Genomic DNA, 21039 nt, shown 5'->3' on the forward strand with positions numbered 1-21039 from the left:
CCTCCGGGGGGCAACCCCCGGACCCCCGGCCGGTCCGTGCGTACCCGGTCGTCATCACCGCAGCTCCTTACCGGTCAGCTCAAGAAAGACGTCCTCCAGCGTGTGCCGCTCCACGGCGATGCGGTCCGGCATGACGCCGTGCTGGGCGCACCAGGTGGTGACGGTCGCCAGCAGCTGCGGGTCGATCTTGCCGGTGACCCGGTACGTGCCCGGGGTCAGCTCGACCGCGGCGGAGCCGGCGGGCAGGGCCTTGAGGAGGGAGACGAGGTCCAGGCCCGGGCGGCCGCCGAAGCGGAGCGTGTTCTCGGCGCCGCCCCGGCACAGCTCCTCGGGTCCGCCCTGGGCGATGACCTTGCCGCTGTCGATGATGGCGACGTCGTCCGCCAGCGCCTCGGCCTCGTCCATGTAGTGCGTGGTGAGCACGACGGTGACGCCGTCGGCGCGCAGCTCGCGCACCAGGTCCCAGGTGGCGCGCCGGGCCTGCGGGTCCAGGCCGGCGGTCGGCTCGTCGAGGAAGACCAGTTCCGGGCGGCCGACGACGGCCATGGCGAGGGCCAGGCGCTGCTGCTGGCCGCCGGACAGCCGCCGGTAGGCGGTGCGGCCGCAGCCGCCGAGGCCGAGCCGCTCGATCAGGGCGTCGACGTCGAGGGGGTGGGCGTGCAGGGTCGCGGTGTGGCGGAGCATCTCCTCGGCGCGGGCGCCGGGGTAGACGCCGCCGCTCTGCAGCATCACGCCGATCCGCGGCCGCAGCGCGGCGGCGTCGGCGACGGGGTCGAGGCCGAGCACCCGGACCGTCCCGGCGTCGGGCCGGCGGTAGCCCTCACAGGTCTCGATGGTGGTGGTCTTACCGGCGCCGTTGGGGCCGAGGACGGCGGTCACGGAGCCGCGGGCGACGGACAGGTCGAGCCCGTCGGCAGCGGCCTTGGGCCCGTACCGCTTCACCAGGCCGTGGATCTCGACCGCGGGCTCTCGGCCGGAGGGCCGGGGGGCTTCCCCCGGGGAGACGCTGCGCATGGCGGGAAGTCTACGAACCCCGGGGCGCCGCGAACCCCGCCGGGGGGTCGCGGACCGGCCACCTCAAGTGATCTTGACCGTGGCGGTTAGGTGACCCTTAGTGATCGAGGACACCGCCGGGTGATCCGGTCGAGGCTTGTCGCTCTCTCGGTAATTACGCAACAATGGTGTTGTGAAATACGCGAGCGAGGCTCCGCAGGACCCCGCGGCCCGGACGGCCGCCGGGGCCGAGGCGCCTGCCCGCGAGCTCGCGAGCGGTCCCGTCCGCGAGGAGGAGCGCGCCCACGACGAGCAGCGCGGCACACGCAACCGCGTCGCCCGGTCCATCCTCGATCACGGTCCGTCGACCGCCGCCGAGCTGGCCGAGCGCCTGGAGCTCACCCAGGCCGCCGTCCGCCGCCACCTCGACACCCTCGTCTCCGAGGGCGTCGTCGAGCCCCGCGAGAAGCGGATCTACGGCGCCCGTACGCGCGGCCGCCCGGCCAAGGCCTTCGCGCTCACCGACTGCGGCCGGGACGCCTTCGACCAGGCGTACGACAAGCTCGCCGGGGACGCCATGCGCTGGATCGCGCAGGCGGCCGGCGGGGGCGAGATGGGCGAGGCGGCGGTCGCCGCGTTCGCCCGCGCCCGGATGGCCGCCCAGGCCGAGGGGTACCGCAAGGCCCTGGAGGCGTTGCCGGAAGGGGCGACCGAATCCCGCGCGGAGGCCCTTGCCCGGGCATTGACCGAGGACGGGTACGCTGCTACGGCGCGTAGCGCACCGGTCGGCGAACAGCTCTGCCAGCACCACTGCCCGGTCGCCCATGTCGCCGAGCAGTTCCCGCAGCTGTGCGAGGCGGAGACCGAGGTCTTCTCCCGCCTGCTCGGGACCCATGTGCAGCGTCTTGCCACCATCGCCCACGGTGACGGGGTGTGCACGACGTTCATTCCGCGCAGCACGGACCGCGGCTCGGAAGAGCGCACCACCAAGACCACCACAGCATCCGCCAGCACGGCCGGGAGGAACCCCGCATGACTCTCCCCACGGAGACTGCCCACCCTGAGCTCGAAGGTCTGGGCACGTACGAATACGGCTGGGCCGACTCCGATGTGGCCGGTGCCACGGCCAAGCGAGGCCTCTCCGAGGACGTCGTCCGCGACATCTCGGCCAAGAAGTCCGAGCCGGAGTGGATGCTCAAGCTGCGTCTGAAGGGTCTGAAGCTCTTCGAGAAGAAGCCCATGCCGACCTGGGGCTCCGACCTCACCGGCATCGACTTCGACAACATCAAGTACTTCGTGCGCTCCACCGAGAAGCAGGCCGCTTCCTGGGAGGAACTGCCCGAGGACATCAAGAACACCTACGACAAGCTGGGCATCCCCGAGGCCGAGAAGCAGCGTCTCGTCGCCGGTGTCGCCGCCCAGTACGAGTCCGAGGTCGTCTACCACCAGATCCGCGAGGACCTGGAGGAGCAGGGCGTCCTCTTCCTGGACACCGACACCGCGCTCAAGGAGCACCCGGAGATCTTCCAGGAGTACTTCGGCACGGTCATCCCGGTCGGCGACAACAAGTTCGCCTCGCTGAACACCGCCGTGTGGTCCGGCGGCTCCTTCATCTACGTACCGCCGGGCGTCCACGTCGACATCCCGCTCCAGGCCTACTTCCGTATCAACACGGAGAACATGGGCCAGTTCGAGCGGACGCTGATCATCGTCGACGAGAACGCCTACGTGCACTACGTCGAGGGCTGCACCGCCCCGATCTATTCCTCCGACTCGCTGCACAGCGCCGTCGTGGAGATCATCGTCAAGAAGGGCGGCCGCTGCCGCTACACGACGATCCAGAACTGGTCGAACAACGTCTACAACCTGGTCACCAAGCGCGCCGTGGCCTACGAGGGCGCGACCATGGAGTGGGTCGACGGCAACATCGGCTCCAAGGTGACGATGAAGTACCCGGCCGTCTACCTGATGGGCGAGCACGCCAAGGGCGAGACCCTCTCCATCGCCTTCTCCGGCGAGGGCCAGCACCAGGACGCCGGCGCCAAGATGGTCCACATGGCACCGAACACCTCCTCCAACATCGTCTCCAAGTCGGTGGCGCGAGGCGGCGGCCGCACCTCCTACCGCGGCCTGATCGAGATCGGCGAGGGCGCCCACGGCTCCAAGTCGAACGTGCTCTGCGACGCCCTGCTGGTGGACACCATCTCCCGGTCGGACACCTACCCCTACGTCGACGTCCGCGAGGACGACGTCTCCATGGGCCACGAGGCGACCGTCTCCAAGGTCAGCGACGACCAGCTCTTCTACCTGATGAGCCGCGGTCTGACCGAGTTCGAGGCCATGGCGATGATCGTGCGCGGCTTCGTCGAGCCGATCGCCCGTGAGCTGCCGATGGAGTACGCCCTGGAGCTCAACCGGCTGATCGAGCTGCAGATGGAAGGCGCGGTCGGCTGATCCCCGCCCCCCGTCCCGCAGCGACCCCTTTTGTGACAGGAAGAGAGCACGACGACAGCCATGGCTGACAACACTCCCGCCGGCAGCACGACCGACGGCGCCATCCAGGTGGGTGGGCCGCAGCAGCCCATCGACGCCCGGGTCAGCGCCCCCGCCTCGTACGACGTCGCGGACTTCCCCGTCCCGCACGGCCGCGAGGAGGAGTGGCGGTTCACCCCGCTGGCGCGCCTCCGCGGTCTGCACGACGGCACCGCCGTGGCGAACGGCGGTGGCGTCAAGGTCGAGGTGACCGCCCCCGAGGGCGTCATCGTCGAGACCGTCGGCCGGGAGGACGCCCGCCTCGGCCGCGCCGGCAAGCCGGTCGACCGGGTCGCCGCCCAGGCGTACAGCTCCTTCGAGAAGGCCTCGGTCGTCTCCATCCCCAAGGACATGGTGCTCACCGAGCCCGTCCGGATCGCCGTGCACGGCGAGGGCGGTGTCGCCTACGGCCACCAGGTCGTGGAGATCGGCGCCTTCGCCGAGGCCGTCGTCGTCCTCGACCACACCGGTGACGCCACGCTCGCCGCCAACGTCGAGTACCTGATCGGCGACGGCGCCAAGCTCACCGTCGTCTCGGTCCAGGACTGGGACGCCACCGCGGTGCACGCCGCCCAGCACACCGCGCTGGTCGGCCGCGACGCCTCCTTCAAGTCCGTGATCGTCACCTTCGGCGGCGACCTGGTCCGCCTGCACCCCCGGGTCGTCTACGCCGCCCCCGGCGGCGAGGCCGAGCTCTACGGCCTGTACTTCACCGACAAGGGCCAGCACCAGGAGCACCGCCTCTTCGTCGACCACGACACCCCGCACTGCCGCAGCAACGTCGCCTACAAGGGCGCGCTGCAGGGCCAGGACGCCCACGCCGTCTGGATCGGCGACGTGCTCATCCGCGCCGCGGCCGAGGGCACCGACACCTACGAGCTCAACCGCAACCTCGTCCTCACCGACGGCGCGCGGGTCGACTCGGTCCCCAACCTGGAGATCGAGACCGGCGAGATCGTCGGCGCCGGCCACGCCTCGGCCACCGGCCGCTTCGACGACGAGCAGCTCTTCTACCTGATGGCCCGCGGCATCCCCGCCGACGAGGCCCGCCGGCTGGTCGTCCGCGGCTTCTTCGCCGAGCTCGTCCAGCAGATCGGGCTCCCGGACCTGGAGGAGCGCCTCATCACCAAGATCGAGGCCGAGCTGGAAGCGTCGGTGGCATGAGCGAGACCACGTTCGTCCGCGTCTGCGGGCTGAGTGAGCTGGAGGACGACACGCCCAAGCGCGTGGAGCTCGACGGCACACCGGTCGCGCTCGTACGGACCGAGGGCGAGGTGTTCGCCATCAACGACATCTGTTCCCACGCGAACGTCTCGCTGTCCGAGGGCGAGGTGGAGGACTGCGCCATCGAGTGCTGGCTGCACGGCTCCAGTTTCGACCTGCGCACCGGAAAGCCCTCCGGTCTGCCCGCCACGCGCCCCGTCCCCGTATACCCCGTCAAGATCGAAGGGGACGACGTGCTCGTCTCCGTCACCCAGGAGTCCTGAGTTCCCCATGGCAACGCTTGAGATCCACGACCTGCACGTCTCCGTCGAGGCCGAGAACGGCCCCCGCGAGATCCTCAAGGGCGTCGACCTGACCGTGAAGCAGGGCGAGACCCACGCCATCATGGGCCCCAACGGCTCCGGCAAGTCGACCCTGGCGTACTCCCTCGCGGGTCACCCCAAGTACACGATCACCGGCGGCACCGTCACCCTCGACGGCGAGGACGTCCTGGAGATGTCCGTCGACGAGCGCGCCCGGGCCGGCGTCTTCCTCGCCATGCAGTACCCGGTCGAGGTCCCCGGCGTCTCGGTCTCCAACTTCCTGCGCACCTCCGCCACCGCCATCCGCGGCGAGGCCCCCAAGCTGCGCACCTGGGTGAAGGAGGTCAAGGAGGCCATGGAGCGACTCCACATGGACTCCTCCTTCGCCGAGCGCAACGTCAACGAGGGCTTCTCCGGCGGTGAGAAGAAGCGCCACGAGATCCTCCAGCTGGAGCTCCTCAAGCCGAAGATCGCGATCCTCGACGAGACCGACTCCGGTCTGGACGTCGACGCGCTGCGCCAGGTCTCCGAGGGCGTCAACCGCGTCCGCGAGACCGGCGAGGTCGGCACCCTGCTGATCACGCACTACACGCGCATCCTGCGCTACATCAAGCCCGACTTCGTCCACGTCTTCTCGAACGGCCGCATCGTCGAGTCCGGCGGCGCCGAGCTCGCCGACAAGCTCGAGAACGAGGGCTACGAGGCATACCAGACGAAGGGCGGCGTCACCGCGTGACCATACTGCCGGGCCTCCTCGACACCGACACGATCCGTAAGGACTTCCCGATCCTGGACCGTACGGTCCACGACGGCAAGAAGATCGTCTATCTGGACTCCGCGGCCACCTCGCAGAAGCCGCGCCAGGTGCTCGACGCGCTGAACGCGTACTACGAGCGGCACAACGCCAATGTCCACCGCGGCGTGTACACGATCGCCGAGGAGGCCACGGCGCTGTACGAGGGCGCGCGCGACAAGGTCGCCGCCTTCATCAACGCGCCGAGCCGCGACGAGGTGATCTTCACCAAGAACGCCTCCGAGTCGCTCAACCTCGTGGCCAACATGCTCGGCTGGGCCGACGAGCCCTACCGCGTGGACCACGAGACCGAGATCGTCATCACGGAGATGGAGCACCACTCCAACATCGTGCCGTGGCAGCTGCTCTCGCAGCGCACCGGCGCGAAGCTGAAGTGGTTCGGCCTCACCGACGACGGCCGCCTCGACCTGTCCAACATCGACGAGATCATCACCGAGAAGACCAAGGTCGTCTCGTTCGTGCTGGTCTCGAACATCATGGGCACGATCAACCCGGTCGAGGCGATCGTCCGCCGCGCCCAGGAGGTCGGCGCGCTGGTCGTCGTCGACGCCTCCCAGGCCGCCCCGCACATGGTGCTGGACGTCCAGGCGCTCCAGGCCGACTTCGTGGCCTTCACCGGCCACAAGATGTGCGGTCCGACGGGCATCGGCGTGCTGTGGGGACGCCAGGAGCTCCTGGAGGACCTGCCGCCCTTCCTCGGCGGCGGCGAGATGATCGAGACCGTCTCGATGCACTCCTCGACCTACGCCCCGGCGCCGCACAAGTTCGAGGCCGGTACGCCCCCGATCGCCCAGGCCGTCGGCCTCGGTGCCGCGGTGGACTACCTCTCGGCGATCGGCATGGAGAACATCGCCCGCCACGAGCACGCGATCACCGAATACGCGGTGCGCCGTCTCCAGGAGGTCCCCGACCTGCGGATCATCGGCCCGACGACGGCCGAGGACCGCGGCGCGACCATCTCCTTCACGCTCGGTGACATCCACCCGCACGACGTGGGCCAGGTCCTCGACGAGCAGGGCATCGCGGTCCGGGTCGGCCACCACTGCGCACGGCCGGTCTGCCTCCGGTACGGAATTCCCGCGACCACGCGAGCGTCGTTCTATCTGTACTCCACCCCCGGCGAGGTCGACGCGCTGGTCGAGGGCCTGGAGCACGTACGGAACTTCTTCGGCTGACACGGACGAGGGCTGCTGACTGTGAAGCTTGATTCGATGTACCAGGACGTCATCCTGGACCACTACAAGCACCCGCACGGCCGGGGCTTGCGGGCCGGCGACGCCGAGGTGCACCACGTCAACCCGACGTGCGGCGACGAGATCACGCTGCGGGTGCGGCTCGCGGGCGAGACCATCGAGGACGTCTCGTACGAGGGCCAGGGCTGTTCCATCAGCCAGGCCAGCGCCTCGGTGCTCAATGAGCTGCTGGTCGGCAAGGGCCTCGGCGAGGCGCGCCGGATCCAGGAGACCTTCCTGGAGCTGATGCAGTCCAAGGGCAAGCTGGAGCCGGACGACGAGATGGAGGAGGTGCTGGAGGACGCCGTGGCGTTCGCCGGCGTCTCCAAGTACCCGGCACGCGTGAAGTGCGCGCTGCTGAGCTGGATGGCGTGGAAGGACGCGACGGCGCAGGCGCTGTCCGAAGGGAAGACCGCATGAGCGACAACACCGAGACGACGACGAAGCCGGCCTCCGAGGAGGAGGTCCGTGAGGCGCTGTACGACGTCGTCGACCCCGAGCTGGGCATCGACGTGGTCAACCTCGGCCTCATCTACGGCATCCACGTCGACGACGCCAACATCGCCACCCTCGACATGACGCTCACGTCCGCGGCCTGCCCGCTGACCGACGTCATCGAGGACCAGGCGAAGTCCGCGACCGAGGGCATCGTCAACGAGCTCCGCATCAACTGGGTCTGGATGCCGCCGTGGGGCCCGGACAAGATCACCGACGACGGCCGCGAGCAGCTCCGCGCGCTGGGCTTCAACGTCTGAGCGGTTCGTCCCACCGGCAGCCCGCGCTCTGACAGCAGGTCAGAGCGCGGGCTGCTGCCGTGTGGCGACGGCCGCCACGTCCGCCCGTACGGCCGGGGTGCCCGCCCAAACGGAGCCCGACGGCGGCCGGCCCATGAACGTCCGCGTGTGCGGAAGTGACTCGGACGGCAGGTGGTTCATGGTCGTCTACCTCAGACTGAGGGCATGGCTTCTTCGCTCTACACCATCGTCATCGACGCACATGACCTTCGCGCCCAGGCGCACTTCTGGTGCCGGGTGCTCGACTGGCGCGTTCTCTTCGAGGCCGACGACGAGGTCGTCGTCGGCGCCGACGAGTCCGCGGCGCCGGGCTTCTGCTTCGTCCCCGTCGGGGAGGACAAGACGCTCAAGAACCGCCTGCACATCGACCTCAACCCCGACGACCGCGACGCGGAGGTCGAGCGGCTGACCGGTCTGGGCGCGCGCCGCGCCGACGTGGGCCAGAGCTCCGAGGTGACGTGGGTGGTGATGGAAGACCCGGAGGGCAACGAATTCTGCGTTCTGAGCCCGAAGAAGTCGCTCATCGGCTGACGGGCGGGGCGGCGGCGCCGGGGTGCGGGACGCCCGGCCGGGGCGGTCGGCCGTGATCGCCGACCGGGCGAGTTCGCCTTGAGCGGCCGTGTCCGGTTAGCTTTCGACCATGACCGATGCAGTAGCTTCCCGTACCGATGCCCGTTTTGGTGGCGCCGTCGCCGCCGGCCTCGCCACGATCACCGCGGACGGCACCGTCCTCGACACCTGGTTCCCGGCCCCCGAGCTGGTCGCCGAGCCCGGCCCGGCCGGGACCGAGCGGCTGACCCCCGAGCGCGCCGCGGAGCTGCTGGGCGAGGCCGCCCCCAAGGCCATCGGCCCCGACCCGCGCCGCGGTGTCGAGGTCGTCGCCGTCCGCACGGTCATCGCCGCGCTCGACGACAAGCCCCTCGACGCGCACGACGTCTACCTGCGCCTGCACCTGCTCTCCCACCGCCTGGTCAAGCCGCACGGCCAGAACCTGGACGGCGTCTTCGGCCTGCTCGCCAACGTCGCCTGGACCTCGCTCGGCCCCGTCGCCGTCGACCAGGTCGAGACCGCCCGTCTGAACGCGCGGGCCGAGGGCCTGCACCTCCAGGTGACCAGTGTCGACAAGTTCCCGCGCATGACGGACTACGTGGCCCCGTCCGGCATCCGCATCGGCGATGCCGACCGTGTCCGCCTGGGCGCGCACCTCGCGGCCGGCACCACCGTCATGCACGAGGGCTTCGTCAACTTCAACGCCGGCACGCTCGGCACCTCCATGGTCGAGGGCCGCATCAGCGCGGGTGTCGTCGTCGGCGACGGTTCCGACATCGGTGGCGGTGCCTCGATCATGGGCACCCTCTCCGGCGGCGGCAAGCAGACCGTCTCCATCGGCGAGCGCTGCCTGCTCGGCGCGGAGGCCGGCATCGGCATCTCGCTGGGCGACGACTGCATCGTCGAGGCGGGCCTGTACGTCACCGCCGGCACGCGCGTCACGCTGCCCGACGGCGAGGTCGTCAAGGCGCTGGACCTCTCCGGCGCGGCGAACCTCCTCTTCCGCCGCAACTCCACCACCGGCCGCGTCGAGGCCCTGCCGCGCTCCGGCACGTGGGGCGGCCTGAACGAGATGCTGCACAGTCACAACTGACGTGCCGGTGTCCTCAATCGCCGGACGGGCTGCTGTGTTGTGTCCTCAAGCGCCGGACAGGCTGAAGCGGCTGAGCCCAGCCGAATCAAGCCCGTCCGGCGCTTGAGGACGCGCCCGCAGGGCGCCCGCCGCCGCAGGCGGCAACGACGGCCCGCAGCCGAAGTTCCGCACCACCGCTGCGCGGCGGTGTCCTCAAACGCCGGACGGGCTGAAGGCGGCTGAGCTCAGCCGAATCAAGCCTGTCCGGCGTTTGAGGACGCGCCCGCAGGGCGCCCGCCGCCGCAGGCGGCAACGACGGCCCGCAGCCGAAGACCCGACTAGGGCGCGCCCACAGCCGCACCCGCCTCCGCCCCGGAAGCCTCGTACGCCGCCAGCAGTCGCGTCACCCGGTCCGGGGCCGCCGCCCGCAGCGGCGCGCGGACCGGGCCGCCCGGCAGGCCGAGCGCGTTCAGCAGGGCCTTCGCCGTCACCGTGCCCGGCAGGCCCGCCGCCATCATCAGTTCGACCAGGGGCACCGCGCGCTGGTGGAGCCGGGTGGCCCGCGCCGTGTCGCCGCGGTCGTACGCGTCGAGGGTCGCGGCCAGCAGCGGGCCCGCCACATTGGCGACCGTGCTGACGTAGCCGACGGCGCCCGCCGCCAGGAGCGGGAGGTTCAGCTCCTCGGAGCCGGAGTAGTAGGCCAGACCGGTGCGTGCCATGACCTTCGAGCTGCCCAGCAGGTCGTACGAGCAGTCCTTGACGCCCGCGATGCGCGGGTGCTCGGCCAGGCGCAGCATCGTGTCCGGCTCGATCCGGGTGCCCGTGCGGCCGGGGATGTCGTAGAGCATCACCGGCACGCCGGTCGCGTCCGCGACCGTGCGGAAGTGCTCCGCGACGTCCTCCTGCGGCGGGCGGCTGTAGTAGGGCGTGACGACCAGGAGGCCGTGCGCCCCCGCGGCCTCGGCCGCCCGGGCCAGCTCGACCGTGTGCCGGGTGCTCGCCGAGCCGACGCCCGCCGTGATCCTCGCCCGGTCGCCCACGGCCTCGACGACGGCCCGTACGAGCGCGGTCTTCTCCGCGTCGGTGGTGGTGGGCGATTCACCGGTGGTACCGCTGAGCACCAGGCCGTCGCAGCCGCCCTGCCCGACGAGGCGGTCGGCGAGCTGCTGCGCGCCGTCGAGATCGAGGGCCCCGTCCGCGGTGAACGGGGTGACCATCGCGCAGACGGTGCGGCCGAAGGGGCTGGTGGGCATGGGCACTCTCCAAGATCGAGTCCGGTCGCTCGATTCTGGGCCCCTTCGACCGTACAGGTCTATTTAATTGTTCTTCCGCTCACCGATTAGTGCTGCTACGGCTTCCAGCGCAGCACCTGCGGGTCGTGGTCGCTCGCCTGGTCGGCGAACTCCGCGTTGATGTGGACGATGTCGTAGTCCACGGAACGGACATGACGACTCGTCAGCATGTGGTCGAGCACCTGCGAGTTGCCCTGGAAGACATAGCCGTACCGCTCCTTCCTCGGGAGCCGGTCGACCAGGTCGGTCAGCACGCCGTCCGCGGTGAGCGTCGTGAGCGCCGGGGAGAACTGGTAGTCGTTGAGGTCGCCCGCGACGATCACGTTCGCGTGCTTGTCGGTCGCCAGCAGCTGCTTGACGAAGGTGTTGACGAGCTTCGCCTGCTGGGTCCGCTGGACCTCCGACGTACGGGCCGGGGCCTGGAAGCGGCTGTCGAGGCCCTGGTCGCCGCCCTTGGAGTTGAAGTGGTTGGCGACCACGAAGACCCGCTCGCCCCGGAAGGAGAACTGTCCGGCCAGCGGCTTGCGGCTGTTCGTCCAGGCCGCGTCGGCCGGCTCGATCCGGCCGGGCGAGGCGGACAGTGCCGCCTGGTCGCCCTCGCGGACGGCCTTGACCGCCGTGCCGGAGTCACCGCCGGGGGTGTCGACGAAGGAGACGCGGGCGGGGTTGAAGAGGAAGGCGGTGCGGATGTTGCCGCCCGGCTGGCCGCCGTCCTGGTCGTTGACCGGACTGATCTGCCGCCACTCGTACGCCGGGCCGCCGGCCGCCTTGATGGCGTCCGTCAGCTTCCGCAGCGTCTGGCCCGCCTCCACGACGCCGTCGTCGGTCGTGCCGTTGTCGTCCTGCACCTCTTCGAGGGCGACGACGTCGGGCGAGGCGAGGTTGGTCACCAGCGCCGCCGCCAGCCGGTCGAACTTCGCCTGCGGGGTCTTCGGCGAGAGGTTCTCGACGTTGTACGTGGCGACCGCCAGCTCGCCGTCCTTCTGCTTGCGCGTGGTCTCGCGCTTCAGCCCCCGGTCGGCGAGCGTGCCCAGCTCGGTCGCCTGGAGGGTGTAGCCGCCGAAGTTGTCGTAGTCCAGCGGCCCGGCGGTGGTGCCCGTCAGCGCGTCGCCGACGTTCGCCACGGGGAAGGGGCGCTGCGCGAACGGGATCAGCGAGGTCACCTTGACCCGGCCGCCGTTCGGGTCGCGGTAGGAACCGTAGAGCGCGCCGCCGCGCTCGGTGCGGTTGTGGCGCGGGTCGGCGGTGACCCAGAGGTCCTTGTGCGAGCTGGTGGCGCCGACCACGGGCGCGTCCTCGACGGAGACGCGCATGCCCTCCAGCGACTCGTAACGGTCGAGGGCGTAGGAGTCCGGCCGCAGCGGCAGCTGCTCGATGGAACCGCCGTGGGCGTCGGGCGCGTACCGGTCCGGGAGGGAGGAGGCGCGCAGTCGGAAGGCGGCGGGCAGGGCGTTGCCGGAGGACCGCACCGTCCAGCTCGCCTTGGTCAGCTGGGTGACCGACTGCAGGCCGGCCGTCTCGCCGCCCGGGTAGTACTCGCCGACCGTGGCCGAGACGAGGACGTCGTCGCCGACGGCGACGGCCGGGGTCGTCGAGCCGGTGAAGACGAAGATGCCCTCGCTGGTCGCGGGCGACCGGTCGGGGCAGGTGTCCTGGAACCAGAAGCCGCGCGCCGAGCCGAAGGTCCGTACGGCCGTGACGACGCCCGGCACGTCGGTCACCTGGCGGCCGGCGAGCGGGGAGACGCGGGTGGTGCCCTGGATGTCGTGGATCCGGATCGCCGTGTCACCGGCGTCGGTCGCGCTCGCGGACTGCGGGGCGGCGAGCAGCCCGGCCGCGAGCGCGACGGCTATCAGGGAACCGGCGGCGGGCGGTCTGCGCAGGGGGCGGCGAGTGGGCACACGAGTGGGCACGGGAGCCTCCGGAAGGGGCGGTGATGGATGGTGGGAGAGCGGAATGCAAGATCTACGCGCGTCAATGTCGGGGGTTACCAGGGGAGTTGTCAAGGCTTCGCGGGTGACCGGCGGCCCACGGGCCGGTGAACCGGGCGGCAGGGGGTGAAACCCGTCTACGCTTGGGCATCGCGCGCCCCATCGACCGGCGTGGCCGTCACGACGAGGAGAGACACCCCTGATGTCCGCAGACCGTCCGACCATGCCGCCGGTGCGGCTCCCCTCCGACGCGGAGCTCGCGCGGGACGCGCTGTCCTCGCCGCTGTTCGTCCGCGCCGCGAAGCTGGCCCGCTGGGCCGGCGAGGGGACACCGGTCGGGGCGGGCGGCGAGCTCTTCGCCGGGCAGCTGACCACCGCCACCGAGCTCCTCGGCCTCACGGACGACGAGGACGGGCCCGCGTACACCGCCGAGGCGTGGCAGCACGCGCTGGACACCGGTCTGGTGGAGTTCGCCGAGTCCCCGGAGGAGGAGACGGAGACCGCCGGCGAGGCCGACGAGGACCGGCCCTCCGGCATCGCCACCGCGGGCGAGGAACTGGCCACGCTCACCTCCGGCAGTCCCGCTGACATCCTGGAGATCTGGCTCGGCGGCCTGGAGAACGTCCTGGCCGACGCGGCCGCACCCGACCTCGGTGACATCGTCGACCAGATCTCCGAGGGCGGCGACCTGGACCTCGACGCGCTCGACTGGAACCCCGAGGAGGAGGCCGACTTCCTCGACGGCGTCCTCGGCAACCTCTACCTGCTGACCGTCCTCGACGAGGGCGGCCCCGACCAGCCCGTACCGCTGCCCGCGCTCGCCGCCTCCATGATCGTCCCGGATGACATGGACGAGCCCACCGACGACATCCTCGAAGAGGTGTCCGATGCGATGATGCGGCTGGACGACCAGTTCCGGATGCTCGCGCCGACCGGTCTGATCGCCTACCAGCCGGTGGACGAGGCCCTCATCGAGGAGGTCGACGGCGAGGGGCACATCCGCGAGTCCGTCGACGGCCTGGCCGCCGCCGGCCCCGAGGAGGAGGACGTCACCCGCTACGGCATGGTCGCCCTCACCCCGCTCGGCCTCTACGCCGTACGGTCGCGGATGCTCGACGCCGGGATCGACGCGCCGGCCGTCGGCGACCTCGCCGACGAGCGCGCCGACGTCCTCCTCGGCGCGCTCCCGGGTCACCCGCCGCTGGCCGCCCGCGCCGAGACCGAGCTGTGGCTGGGCCGCCGCGCCCCGCTGGACGCCGCCCGCGAGCTGCTCGCCGCCGCGCGCGGCGCCGACGACGACGCGCCGCACCGCCGGCTGTCCTGCCAGCAGACCCTTTCGCTGGTCGGCGCCGAGGCCGAGCCGGCGCTCCGTGAGGTCCTCGACGACCGTGAGCTGGGCGGCCTCGCCCGTGTCTGGCTCGCCGAGCACGGCGCGGCGGACATCCCCGAGCCGGACGAGACCATGGTCTTCTGGCTGACCATCGACACCATCGCCGCGCAGCTCGCGGCCGACGGCGACTCCGACGAGCTGCGCGCCCTGGTCGCGGACCTGGTCGGCCGGGACAGCGGCTTCTTCGACTCGGCCTGGCGGGTGGACCACCCGGCCACGGCCGAGGTGCTGGAGGCGATGGGCCGGCTGCACCCGGACAAGAAGGTCGCGAAGGAAGCCCGGAAGGCGGCCTTCAAGGCCCGCTCCCGCAGCTGAGGCCCTGCGCCGGACCGGGGATTTCCGGGGGCGGGCGGGTCCGACCGCCGCCCGCCCCCGTCGCCACTCGGGTTCACCCGGGCGGAGGACCGTTCCATCGGATCGGTCGTCGGATGTCGCGTCATGTTCATCCGATGTTCGACACGGGGAGGGATCGTAAGCGCGCCCCTGGTAATTCACCCGCTCGGCTCAAGGGGCGCCGGCACGATCAGGCCATCCCTGGAGGCGACGATGACCATCAGCCGCAGAGACTTCGCGAAGAGATCCGCCGGGGCCGGAGTGGCGCTGGCCGGCAGTGTCGGGGTCCTCGCCAGCGCGCCCGGCGCGCTGGCCGCCGACGCCGGCGCGTACGACCCGCCGCGGGGCGGTGCCGCGAAGCCGCCCGGGCCCGGTTACGGCCCGCTCGTCAAGGACCCGAAGGGCCTGCTCGCCCTTCCGCGGGGATTCTCCTACCGGGTCATCACCCGAACGGGTGTCACGAAGCTGGAGTCGGGCGAGTTCACGCCCTCCAACCACGACGGCACGGCCACCTTCGCGGGGCCGCGCGGGGTGACCCTGCTCGTGAACAACCACGAGCTGGGCGGCCCCCGCTCCAAGTGGCCGCACCCGGTCCCGCTCGCCGACGGGCTGGTCTACGACCCGGCGGCCTCCGGCGGCTGCACGGTCGTCGAGGTGGCGCGGCACGGGCACGTCGCCGAGTGGGTCGGCATCGCCGGTACGTCCACGAACTGCGCGGGCGGCCGTACCCCCTGGGGCACCTGGCTCACGTGCGAGGAGACCGAGGACAAGGCCGGCAAGAACGGCATGACCAAGGACCACGGCTACGTCTTCGAGGTCGACCCGCAGGACCGCCGCGCCAACCGCCGGCCCAAGCCGGTCAAGGCGCTGGGCCGGTACGCCCACGAGGCCGTCGTCGTCGACCCCGGCCGCGGCCACCTCTATCTGACCGAGGACGCCTCCGGCCCCAACGGGCTGTTCTACCGCTGGAGTCCGCCGAGCGGCTTCCACCACGGCCGCGGCCGGCTGCGCACCCTGGGCGACACCGCGGGCGCGCTCCAGGCGTTCAAGTGCTTCGACTCCGGGGGCCGTTTCGTCGACGACCTCTCGCGGGCGACCCGGGCCGGCACGGTCTACGGCGTCGACTGGGTGACGGTGCCCGACCGCGACGCGAAGTCCGTCTCGGTGCGCAAGCAGTTCAAGGGCGGCGAGGTCACCCGGGCCCGCAAGCTCGAGGGCATGTGGTGGGGCGACGGCGGCGTCTACGTCGTCGCCTCCTTCGCCCGCGAGGAGAGCCCCGTCCAGCACGACGGCCAGGTGTGGTTCTACGACCCCCGGCGGCGCACCCTCACCCTCAAGGTGCTCCTCGGCGTCAACAAGCACCCCGAGCGCGACGGCGTCTTCGACGGGCCCGACAACATCACCGTCTCGCCGTACGGCGGCCTGGTCATCGCCGAGGACGGCGAGGGCGTCCAGCACCTCTTCGGGGCGCTGGAGAACGGGCGTACCTACCCCATCGCGCGCAACGAACTCAACATCGGGACCCCGGCGAAGCCGGAGTACAGCGAGTTCACGGGCGTGACCTTCTCGCCGGACGGGAAGACGCTCTTCGCCAACATGCAGGAGCCCGGCATCATGTTCGCGATCACCGGACCGTGGCGCCGCCAGGGCCGGTGAACCGGGCCGCGGGCGGGACGGCCCCGGTGCGTCCCGGGCCGTCCCGCCCGCGGCGTCGTCACAGCGCCTGGGCGGCCGGCTTGACCAGGTCGCGGACCGTACGCGACTTCACGAACTCGCCGATGGCCGTCATCTCCCACTCGCCGGAGAACTGCCGGATGAACTTGCACATCAGGACGCCCGTCTTCGGCTCGGCGCCGGTCAGGTCGAAGCGCACCAGCTCCTCGCCCGTGCGGGCGTCCAGCAGCCGGCAGTACGCCTTGGCGACCTGGGTGAACTTCTGCCCGTTGAACGAGCTGACGGTGAAGACCAGGCCGGTGACCTCCTGCGGCAGGCCCTCCATGTGGACGGTGATGCTCTCGTCGTCGCCCGAGCCCTCGCCGGTGAGGTTGTCACCGGAGTGCTGGATGGCGCCGTTGAGGATCTGGAGCTTGCCGAAGTAGCAGGCGTCGATCATGTTGCGGTCGGGGCCGTAGGCGATGACCGAGGCATCCAGGTCGATGGCCCGGCTGCCGTAGGCGGGCTCCCAGCCGAGGCCCATCTTCACGGACTGCGTCAGCGGGCGGCCGCCCTTGACGAGGGACACCGTCTGGTTCTTCTGGAGGCTGACCCGGCCCTTGTCCAGGTTGATCTTCCCGCCGGCGGCGGGAGCCGGAGGCGCGGCGGCCGGGGCGGCCGCCGGCACCGGCGGTGCCTGGGCCGGCATGGGCGGGGCGGCGGGTGCCTGCGCCGGGGCGGCGGCGGGCGCCGGCTCCTCCACGCTCACGCCGAAGTCGGTGGCGATGCCCGCCAGCCCGTTCGCGTAGCCCTGGCCGACCGCGCGCACCTTCCAGGCGCCGGCCCGGCGGTAGACCTCGACGATCACCAGCGCCGTCTCGGAGCCCAGCCGCGGCGGGGTGAAGGTGGCGAGGACGGTGCCGTCGTCCGCGCGGACCGTCGCCGTCGGCTCGATGCCCGCGAAGGTGGCACCGGCGGCGTCCGGGCTGGCCGTCACCACGATCTTCTCGATGCCGGCCGGGACGGCGGCGGTGTCCACGGTGATCGAGTCGGGCGTGGAGCCGCTCGCGGCGCGGTGGGTCACGCCGGGGCCGGTGGGCTGGTTGTAGAAGACGAAATCGTCGTCGGAGCGCACCTTGCCGTCGGCGGTGAGCAGCAGGCCCGAAACGTCGAGCCGCACCGGGGCGGTGACGTCCACCGTCACGCGCGCGACGGAGAGAGGGATGTTCGAGCCGGGTGTCATAGCGGTCATGCCCCGGGTAACGAGTGGCCGGGCTTTGCGGTTCCATTACCGAACGTCGAATTCCCGAGCGGGCCCGCCGGAGTTTCGTACGCTCATCGGAATAACCCCGGACCGGCCGGGCTGCACACCCCGACACAATATTGATCTTCAGGGAATGCGGGATGTCGAGCGGGATCGCGGCACAGGGGACCGTCGCCGAGGGCTACGAGGCGGTACGCGAGGAGTTCGAGGCGACGCTGGCGGAGGAGCGTGCCGGGCACTCCGCACAGCTCGCCGCCTATGTCGACGGGCAGCAGGCGGTCGACCTGTGGGGCGGGCCCGGCATCGAGGCGGACTCGCTCACCGGCGTCTTCTCCTCCACCAAGGGCGCGGCCCACCTCGCCGTCGCCCTGCTCGTCCAGGACGGCGCCCTGGAGCTCGACCAGGAGGTGCGGCACTACTGGCCCGAGTTCGCCGCCGCCGGCAAGCAACGCATCACCCTGCGCGAGCTGCTGGCCCACCGGGCGGGCCTGGCCGGTGTCGACGGCGGCCTGACGGTGGAGGAGCTCGCGGACGACCGTCTGATCGCCGAGCGGCTCGCCGCCCAGCGTCCGCACTGGCGGCCCGGAGCAGCCTTCGGCTACCACGCCCTGGTGATCGGCGCCCTCACCGGCGAGGTCGTCCGGCGCGTCACCGGCCTGACCATGCAGGAGTTCTACGAGAAGCGGATCCGCGCCCCGTACGGCATCGACTTCTACATGGGCCTGCCCGAGGACCAGGAGCACCGGGTCCTCGACACCCAGCCCATGGACCCCACGCCCGAGCAGAAGCGCGCCCTGCGGGAGGGCGGCGCCGGACCGCTGAGCCTGCGCGGGATCGGCTTCAACCTCAACCACCCCGAGCTGACGGCCCTGGAGACGCTGCCCAACTTCCGGGTCGTCCGCGCCGGCGGTCCCGCCTCCGTCGGCGGCATGGCCAACGCGCGCGGCCTGACCCGGATGTACGCGGCCGCCATCAGCGGGGTCGACGGCAAGGAGCCGCTGCTCACCCCCGACACCGCCGCCGAGTTCGCCCAGATCCACTCCACCGGCTACGACCTCGTCCTGCGCCAGCAGGGCGCGTTCGCCCTGGGCTTCTCCGCCGTCTCGGACACCTACCCCTTCCTCGGCGCCCGCGCCTTCGGGCACAGCGGCGCCGCCGGTTCGCAGGCGTTCGCCGATCCGGGCCGCGGCCTCGCCTTCGGCTACAACCGGCGCCGCTTCGCCTTCCCCGGCGGCGCGGCCCCGGAGGCCGGGCGGCTCGCCAAGGCCGTCTACGACTGCGCGGCCTGACCCCCGGGGCGGAGCCCGGTCACCCCTTCGCGAGCACCTCCAGGAGCCGGTCGACGTCGGCGGAGGTGTTGTAGAGGTGGAAGGCGGCACGGAGGTTCCCGGCCCGCGCGCCGACCCGCACCCCCGCCGCCGTCAGCCGCTCGGCGGCGCTCCCCAGGCCGGGGACGGACACGATCGCGGAACCCTCGGCCCGGACGGGCGTGTGGCCGAGCTCCGCGAGCCCGGCGCGGAAGCGGTCGGCGAGCGCCCGGTCGTGCGCGCCGATGCGCTCGACGCCCAGCTCCTCCACCAGGGCGAGACTGTGGCGGGCGGCCACATAGGAGAGGGCGGCGACGTTCTCGTCGAAGCGGCGCGCGGTCGGCGCGAGCGTCTCCACCCTGCCGTAGCAGCTCTCCCAAGGGTCCTCACCGGCGGCCCAGCCGGCGAAGACGGGCGTGAGGCCGCCGAAGTCCTCGGGCACGGTGAGGAAGGCGGCGCCGCGCGGGCACATCAGCCACTTGTAGCCGACACACACGGTGTAGTCGTAGGCGGCCGCGTCGAAGGGCAGCCACCCGGCCGCCTGGCTGACGTCGACGAGCGTACGGGCGCCGTGGGCGCGGGCGGCGGCGCCGATCGCGTCGAGGTCGGCGATCCGCCCGTCGGCCGACTGCACGGCGCTGACGGCGACGAGAGCCGTGCCGTGCCGGACCCCGTCGGCGGCCTTCTCCAGCGGTACGGTCCGTACCCGCAGGTCCGGACGCATGTGGAAGGGATTGACCAGGGAGCTGAAATCCCCTCCCACCACGAGGACTTCGGCACCGGCGGGCAACGATGCCGCGATCAGCCCGCAGTACACGGCGACGGAGCCGCCCACGGCGACCCGGTCCCCGGACACGCCCAGGAGACGGCCGTAGGCGGACCGGACGGCCTCGACGTCGGGGAAGTAGTCGACATTGCCGGCGGCGCCGGCGGCCGCCGCGGTGACGGCCGAGGTCAGGGCGGTGACGGCGGCGGCCGGGAACAGCCCAGCGGACGCGGTGTTGAGGTAGGTGTTCTCCGGGGCGAAGTGGGTGCGTGCCAGGCTCTCCATGCCCACCACTATCAGCCGCGGCGATCATTCCGTCCACGTTTTTCTTCCCCCGGTGGAGCGGCGGGCGCCGTGAGGCGGAGCCCGCGAGGCGCGGCGTCTGCCCCAGGGACGAGGGAAGGTTCCCCCCAGGGGCGGAGACGATTCACCGCTGGGGCCGAGGCGCCCCGCGCCCCCTCACGGGAGTCTGGTCGTATGAGCCGCACGACAGAGTTCCCGACCGCCGCGAGCGGTACGCCGGACACCTCCGGCAGTACCCTGACGTCGCATCAGCACGTCACCACGTCCGCACCGTGGGACGACCACGCCTCCGTACACCGGGGCCTGCGGGCCGTCACCATCGCCACCTGCCTGCCCTACCTGAGCCTCAAGCTCGCCTGGACGGCCGGGAACCGGACCGGCATCCCCGAGGGCAGCGTCCTCCTCGACCACGAGACGTTCATGCGGTGGGCGAACGGCGTCACGCTGCTCATGGACGCCGGCGTCGTCGTCCTGGCGCTGCTGCTCACCCGCCCCTGGGGCAGACGGCTCCCGGCGTGGCCGCCGGCCCTGACGATGTGGGGCGCGGCCGGCCTGCTGGCCCCCATCGTCTACGGCTTCCCGGCCCAGCTCGCGGTACGGGCGCTCGGCGGTACGGCCGCCGACCCGGCACCCGACGGCCGCCCGCTCCTCGACGAGTGGGTGTTCGGCGTCGTGTACGGGGGCTTCATCGTGCAAGGGCTGGGCCTGGGTGCCCTGTTCGCCCTGTACGCCCGCGGGCGCTGGGGCCACCTGTGGCGCGGGCGCGTCGCCGACCTGGCCGCGTGCCCGCCGGGGCGCGGGCAGCGCACGGCCGCGGCGGTCGCGGCCGTCCTGGCGCTCATGCCGGCTGCCGTGCACCTGCTGTGGGCGGCCGGGTCCCCGGCGGGCCTCGCGCCGGACCTGGCCCGGTCCTACAGCGGTGACTTCGCGGCCGGCCAGTCGGGACACGCGCTCTTCGCGCTGGCGACCACCGCGAGCCTCGCCCTGCTCGTCCTCGGCCGGGGCGGACGGCTGCCGCTGTCGGTGCCCCTGGTGCTCGCCGGGCTCGGGTCGGCCGCGACGGCCTGCTGGGGAGGCTGGCCGCTCCTCGCCGCGCTCGCCGGCCCGGACCGGTCCGGCACCCCGCTGATGATCACCACCTACGCTGTACAGATGATCACAGGCACGCTGGTCCTCGCCGTCGGTGCGCGCTTCTTCGCGCAGCGCGCCGCCCGCCTCCGCGCCGCGTGAGCGCCACCGAGCCGGCCGTACGGGCCGCGGGCGCCGCTCCCGGCCGCTGGGCGCGCGC

Annotated in this window: 20 protein-coding genes; 14 read left to right on the forward strand and 6 right to left on the reverse strand. The window is 71.9% G+C overall.

Features of this window, described 5'->3' with window-relative positions; translation table 11 throughout:
* Window positions 1-54: 54 nt before the first annotated feature.
* Window positions 55-1014 carry an ABC transporter ATP-binding protein gene (locus J7E86_RS20495; RefSeq protein WP_215083174.1) on the reverse strand — a complete coding sequence of 320 codons (960 nt, stop codon included), beginning with the start codon at window positions 1012-1014 and terminating at the stop codon, window positions 55-57.
* Between the two features lie 172 nt (window positions 1015-1186).
* Between J7E86_RS20495 and J7E86_RS20500 the strand changes: the two genes are divergently transcribed.
* From J7E86_RS20500 to J7E86_RS20535, 8 genes are read left to right on the forward strand one after another with little or no spacing between them, the layout of a single operon-like run.
* The gene (locus tag J7E86_RS20500) at window positions 1187-2029 is read left to right on the forward strand and encodes a metalloregulator ArsR/SmtB family transcription factor (protein ID WP_215083175.1); all 843 of its coding nucleotides are present in this window, start codon (window positions 1187-1189) and stop codon (window positions 2027-2029) included.
* On the forward strand, window positions 2026-3447 hold the full coding sequence (gene sufB / locus J7E86_RS20505) for a Fe-S cluster assembly protein SufB (protein WP_215083176.1): 1422 nt from the start codon (window positions 2026-2028) through the stop codon (window positions 3445-3447). Before J7E86_RS20500 ends, sufB begins: the two co-directional genes overlap by 4 nt.
* A 60-nt stretch (window positions 3448-3507) precedes the next feature.
* Entirely contained in the window at window positions 3508-4689 is a 1182-nt protein-coding gene (sufD, locus tag J7E86_RS20510) for a Fe-S cluster assembly protein SufD (protein ID WP_215083177.1), read from the forward strand.
* Entirely contained in the window at window positions 4686-5012 is a 327-nt protein-coding gene (locus J7E86_RS20515) for a bifunctional 3-phenylpropionate/cinnamic acid dioxygenase ferredoxin subunit (protein ID WP_215083178.1), read from the forward strand. The genes sufD and J7E86_RS20515 overlap by 4 nt, the downstream gene beginning before the upstream one ends.
* Window positions 5013-5019: 7 nt before the next feature.
* A complete protein-coding gene (sufC, locus tag J7E86_RS20520; protein WP_215083179.1) occupies window positions 5020-5787 on the forward strand; it encodes a Fe-S cluster assembly ATPase SufC in 768 nt (255 codons plus the stop codon).
* The gene (locus J7E86_RS20525; protein WP_215083180.1) at window positions 5784-7040 is read left to right on the forward strand and encodes a cysteine desulfurase; all 1257 of its coding nucleotides are present in this window, start codon (window positions 5784-5786) and stop codon (window positions 7038-7040) included. The genes sufC and J7E86_RS20525 overlap by 4 nt, the downstream gene beginning before the upstream one ends.
* Before the next feature lie 21 nt (window positions 7041-7061).
* Window positions 7062-7517 (forward strand): Fe-S cluster assembly sulfur transfer protein SufU, encoded by a 456-nt coding sequence (gene sufU / locus J7E86_RS20530; protein ID WP_215083181.1) that lies wholly within the window; start codon window positions 7062-7064, stop codon window positions 7515-7517.
* Window positions 7514-7852 (forward strand): metal-sulfur cluster assembly factor, encoded by a 339-nt coding sequence (locus J7E86_RS20535; RefSeq protein WP_215083182.1) that lies wholly within the window; start codon window positions 7514-7516, stop codon window positions 7850-7852. Before sufU ends, J7E86_RS20535 begins: the two co-directional genes overlap by 4 nt.
* A gap of 39 nt (window positions 7853-7891) precedes the next feature.
* Here J7E86_RS20535 and J7E86_RS20540 read toward each other — a convergent pair whose 3' ends face one another.
* Window positions 7892-8032, reverse strand: coding sequence for a hypothetical protein (locus J7E86_RS20540; RefSeq protein WP_215083183.1), 141 nt, complete (start codon window positions 8030-8032; stop codon window positions 7892-7894).
* Window positions 8033-8056: 24 nt separating this feature from the next.
* On the opposite strand from J7E86_RS20540, the gene J7E86_RS20545 reads away from it, so the two are divergent.
* Both J7E86_RS20545 and dapD read left to right on the forward strand, forming a co-directional pair.
* Window positions 8057-8422, forward strand: a complete 366-nt coding sequence (locus J7E86_RS20545; protein ID WP_215083184.1) for a VOC family protein — start codon at window positions 8057-8059, stop codon at window positions 8420-8422.
* A 109-nt stretch (window positions 8423-8531) separates the two neighbouring features.
* Window positions 8532-9533 carry a 2,3,4,5-tetrahydropyridine-2,6-dicarboxylate N-succinyltransferase gene (gene dapD, locus J7E86_RS20550; RefSeq protein WP_215083185.1) on the forward strand — a complete coding sequence of 334 codons (1002 nt, stop codon included), beginning with the start codon at window positions 8532-8534 and terminating at the stop codon, window positions 9531-9533.
* Between the two features lie 317 nt (window positions 9534-9850).
* Here dapD and dapA read toward each other — a convergent pair whose 3' ends face one another.
* Window positions 9851-10765 (reverse strand): 4-hydroxy-tetrahydrodipicolinate synthase, encoded by a 915-nt coding sequence (gene dapA / locus J7E86_RS20555; protein ID WP_215083186.1) that lies wholly within the window; start codon window positions 10763-10765, stop codon window positions 9851-9853.
* 95 nt (window positions 10766-10860) lie between these two features.
* Entirely contained in the window at window positions 10861-12705 is a 1845-nt protein-coding gene (locus J7E86_RS20560; RefSeq protein ID WP_308312659.1) for an endonuclease/exonuclease/phosphatase family protein, read from the reverse strand.
* Between the two features lie 232 nt (window positions 12706-12937).
* On the opposite strand from J7E86_RS20560, the gene J7E86_RS20565 reads away from it, so the two are divergent.
* Window positions 12938-14440: a hypothetical protein gene (locus tag J7E86_RS20565; RefSeq protein ID WP_215083188.1), complete on the forward strand. Its 1503-nt coding sequence runs from the start codon at window positions 12938-12940 to the stop codon at window positions 14438-14440.
* Window positions 14441-14671: 231 nt separating this feature from the next.
* Window positions 14672-16114 carry an alkaline phosphatase PhoX gene (locus tag J7E86_RS20570; RefSeq protein ID WP_215083189.1) on the forward strand — a complete coding sequence of 481 codons (1443 nt, stop codon included), beginning with the start codon at window positions 14672-14674 and terminating at the stop codon, window positions 16112-16114.
* A gap of 58 nt (window positions 16115-16172) precedes the next feature.
* On the opposite strand, the gene J7E86_RS20575 is transcribed toward J7E86_RS20570, so the two are convergent.
* Window positions 16173-17354 carry a TerD family protein gene (locus J7E86_RS20575; protein WP_215083195.1) on the reverse strand — a complete coding sequence of 394 codons (1182 nt, stop codon included), beginning with the start codon at window positions 17352-17354 and terminating at the stop codon, window positions 16173-16175.
* A gap of 161 nt (window positions 17355-17515) precedes the next feature.
* Here J7E86_RS20575 and J7E86_RS20580 point away from each other — a divergent pair, with 161 nt between their 5' ends.
* Window positions 17516-18664: a serine hydrolase domain-containing protein gene (locus tag J7E86_RS20580; protein WP_215083190.1), complete on the forward strand. Its 1149-nt coding sequence runs from the start codon at window positions 17516-17518 to the stop codon at window positions 18662-18664.
* Window positions 18665-18683: 19 nt separating this feature from the next.
* Here J7E86_RS20580 and J7E86_RS20585 read toward each other — a convergent pair whose 3' ends face one another.
* Entirely contained in the window at window positions 18684-19733 is a 1050-nt protein-coding gene (locus J7E86_RS20585) for an aminotransferase class V-fold PLP-dependent enzyme (protein ID WP_215083191.1), read from the reverse strand.
* A 192-nt stretch (window positions 19734-19925) separates the two neighbouring features.
* On the opposite strand from J7E86_RS20585, the gene J7E86_RS20590 reads away from it, so the two are divergent.
* Complete coding sequence (locus J7E86_RS20590) at window positions 19926-20981, forward strand: hypothetical protein (RefSeq protein ID WP_251019420.1); 1056 nt, start codon at window positions 19926-19928, stop codon at window positions 20979-20981.
* The last annotated feature ends 58 nt before the right edge of the window (window positions 20982-21039 follow it).

The sequence above is a fragment of the Streptomyces sp. ISL-11 genome, assembly GCF_018614525.1.
In the GTDB taxonomy this organism is placed as follows: domain Bacteria; phylum Actinomycetota; class Actinomycetes; order Streptomycetales; family Streptomycetaceae; genus Streptomyces.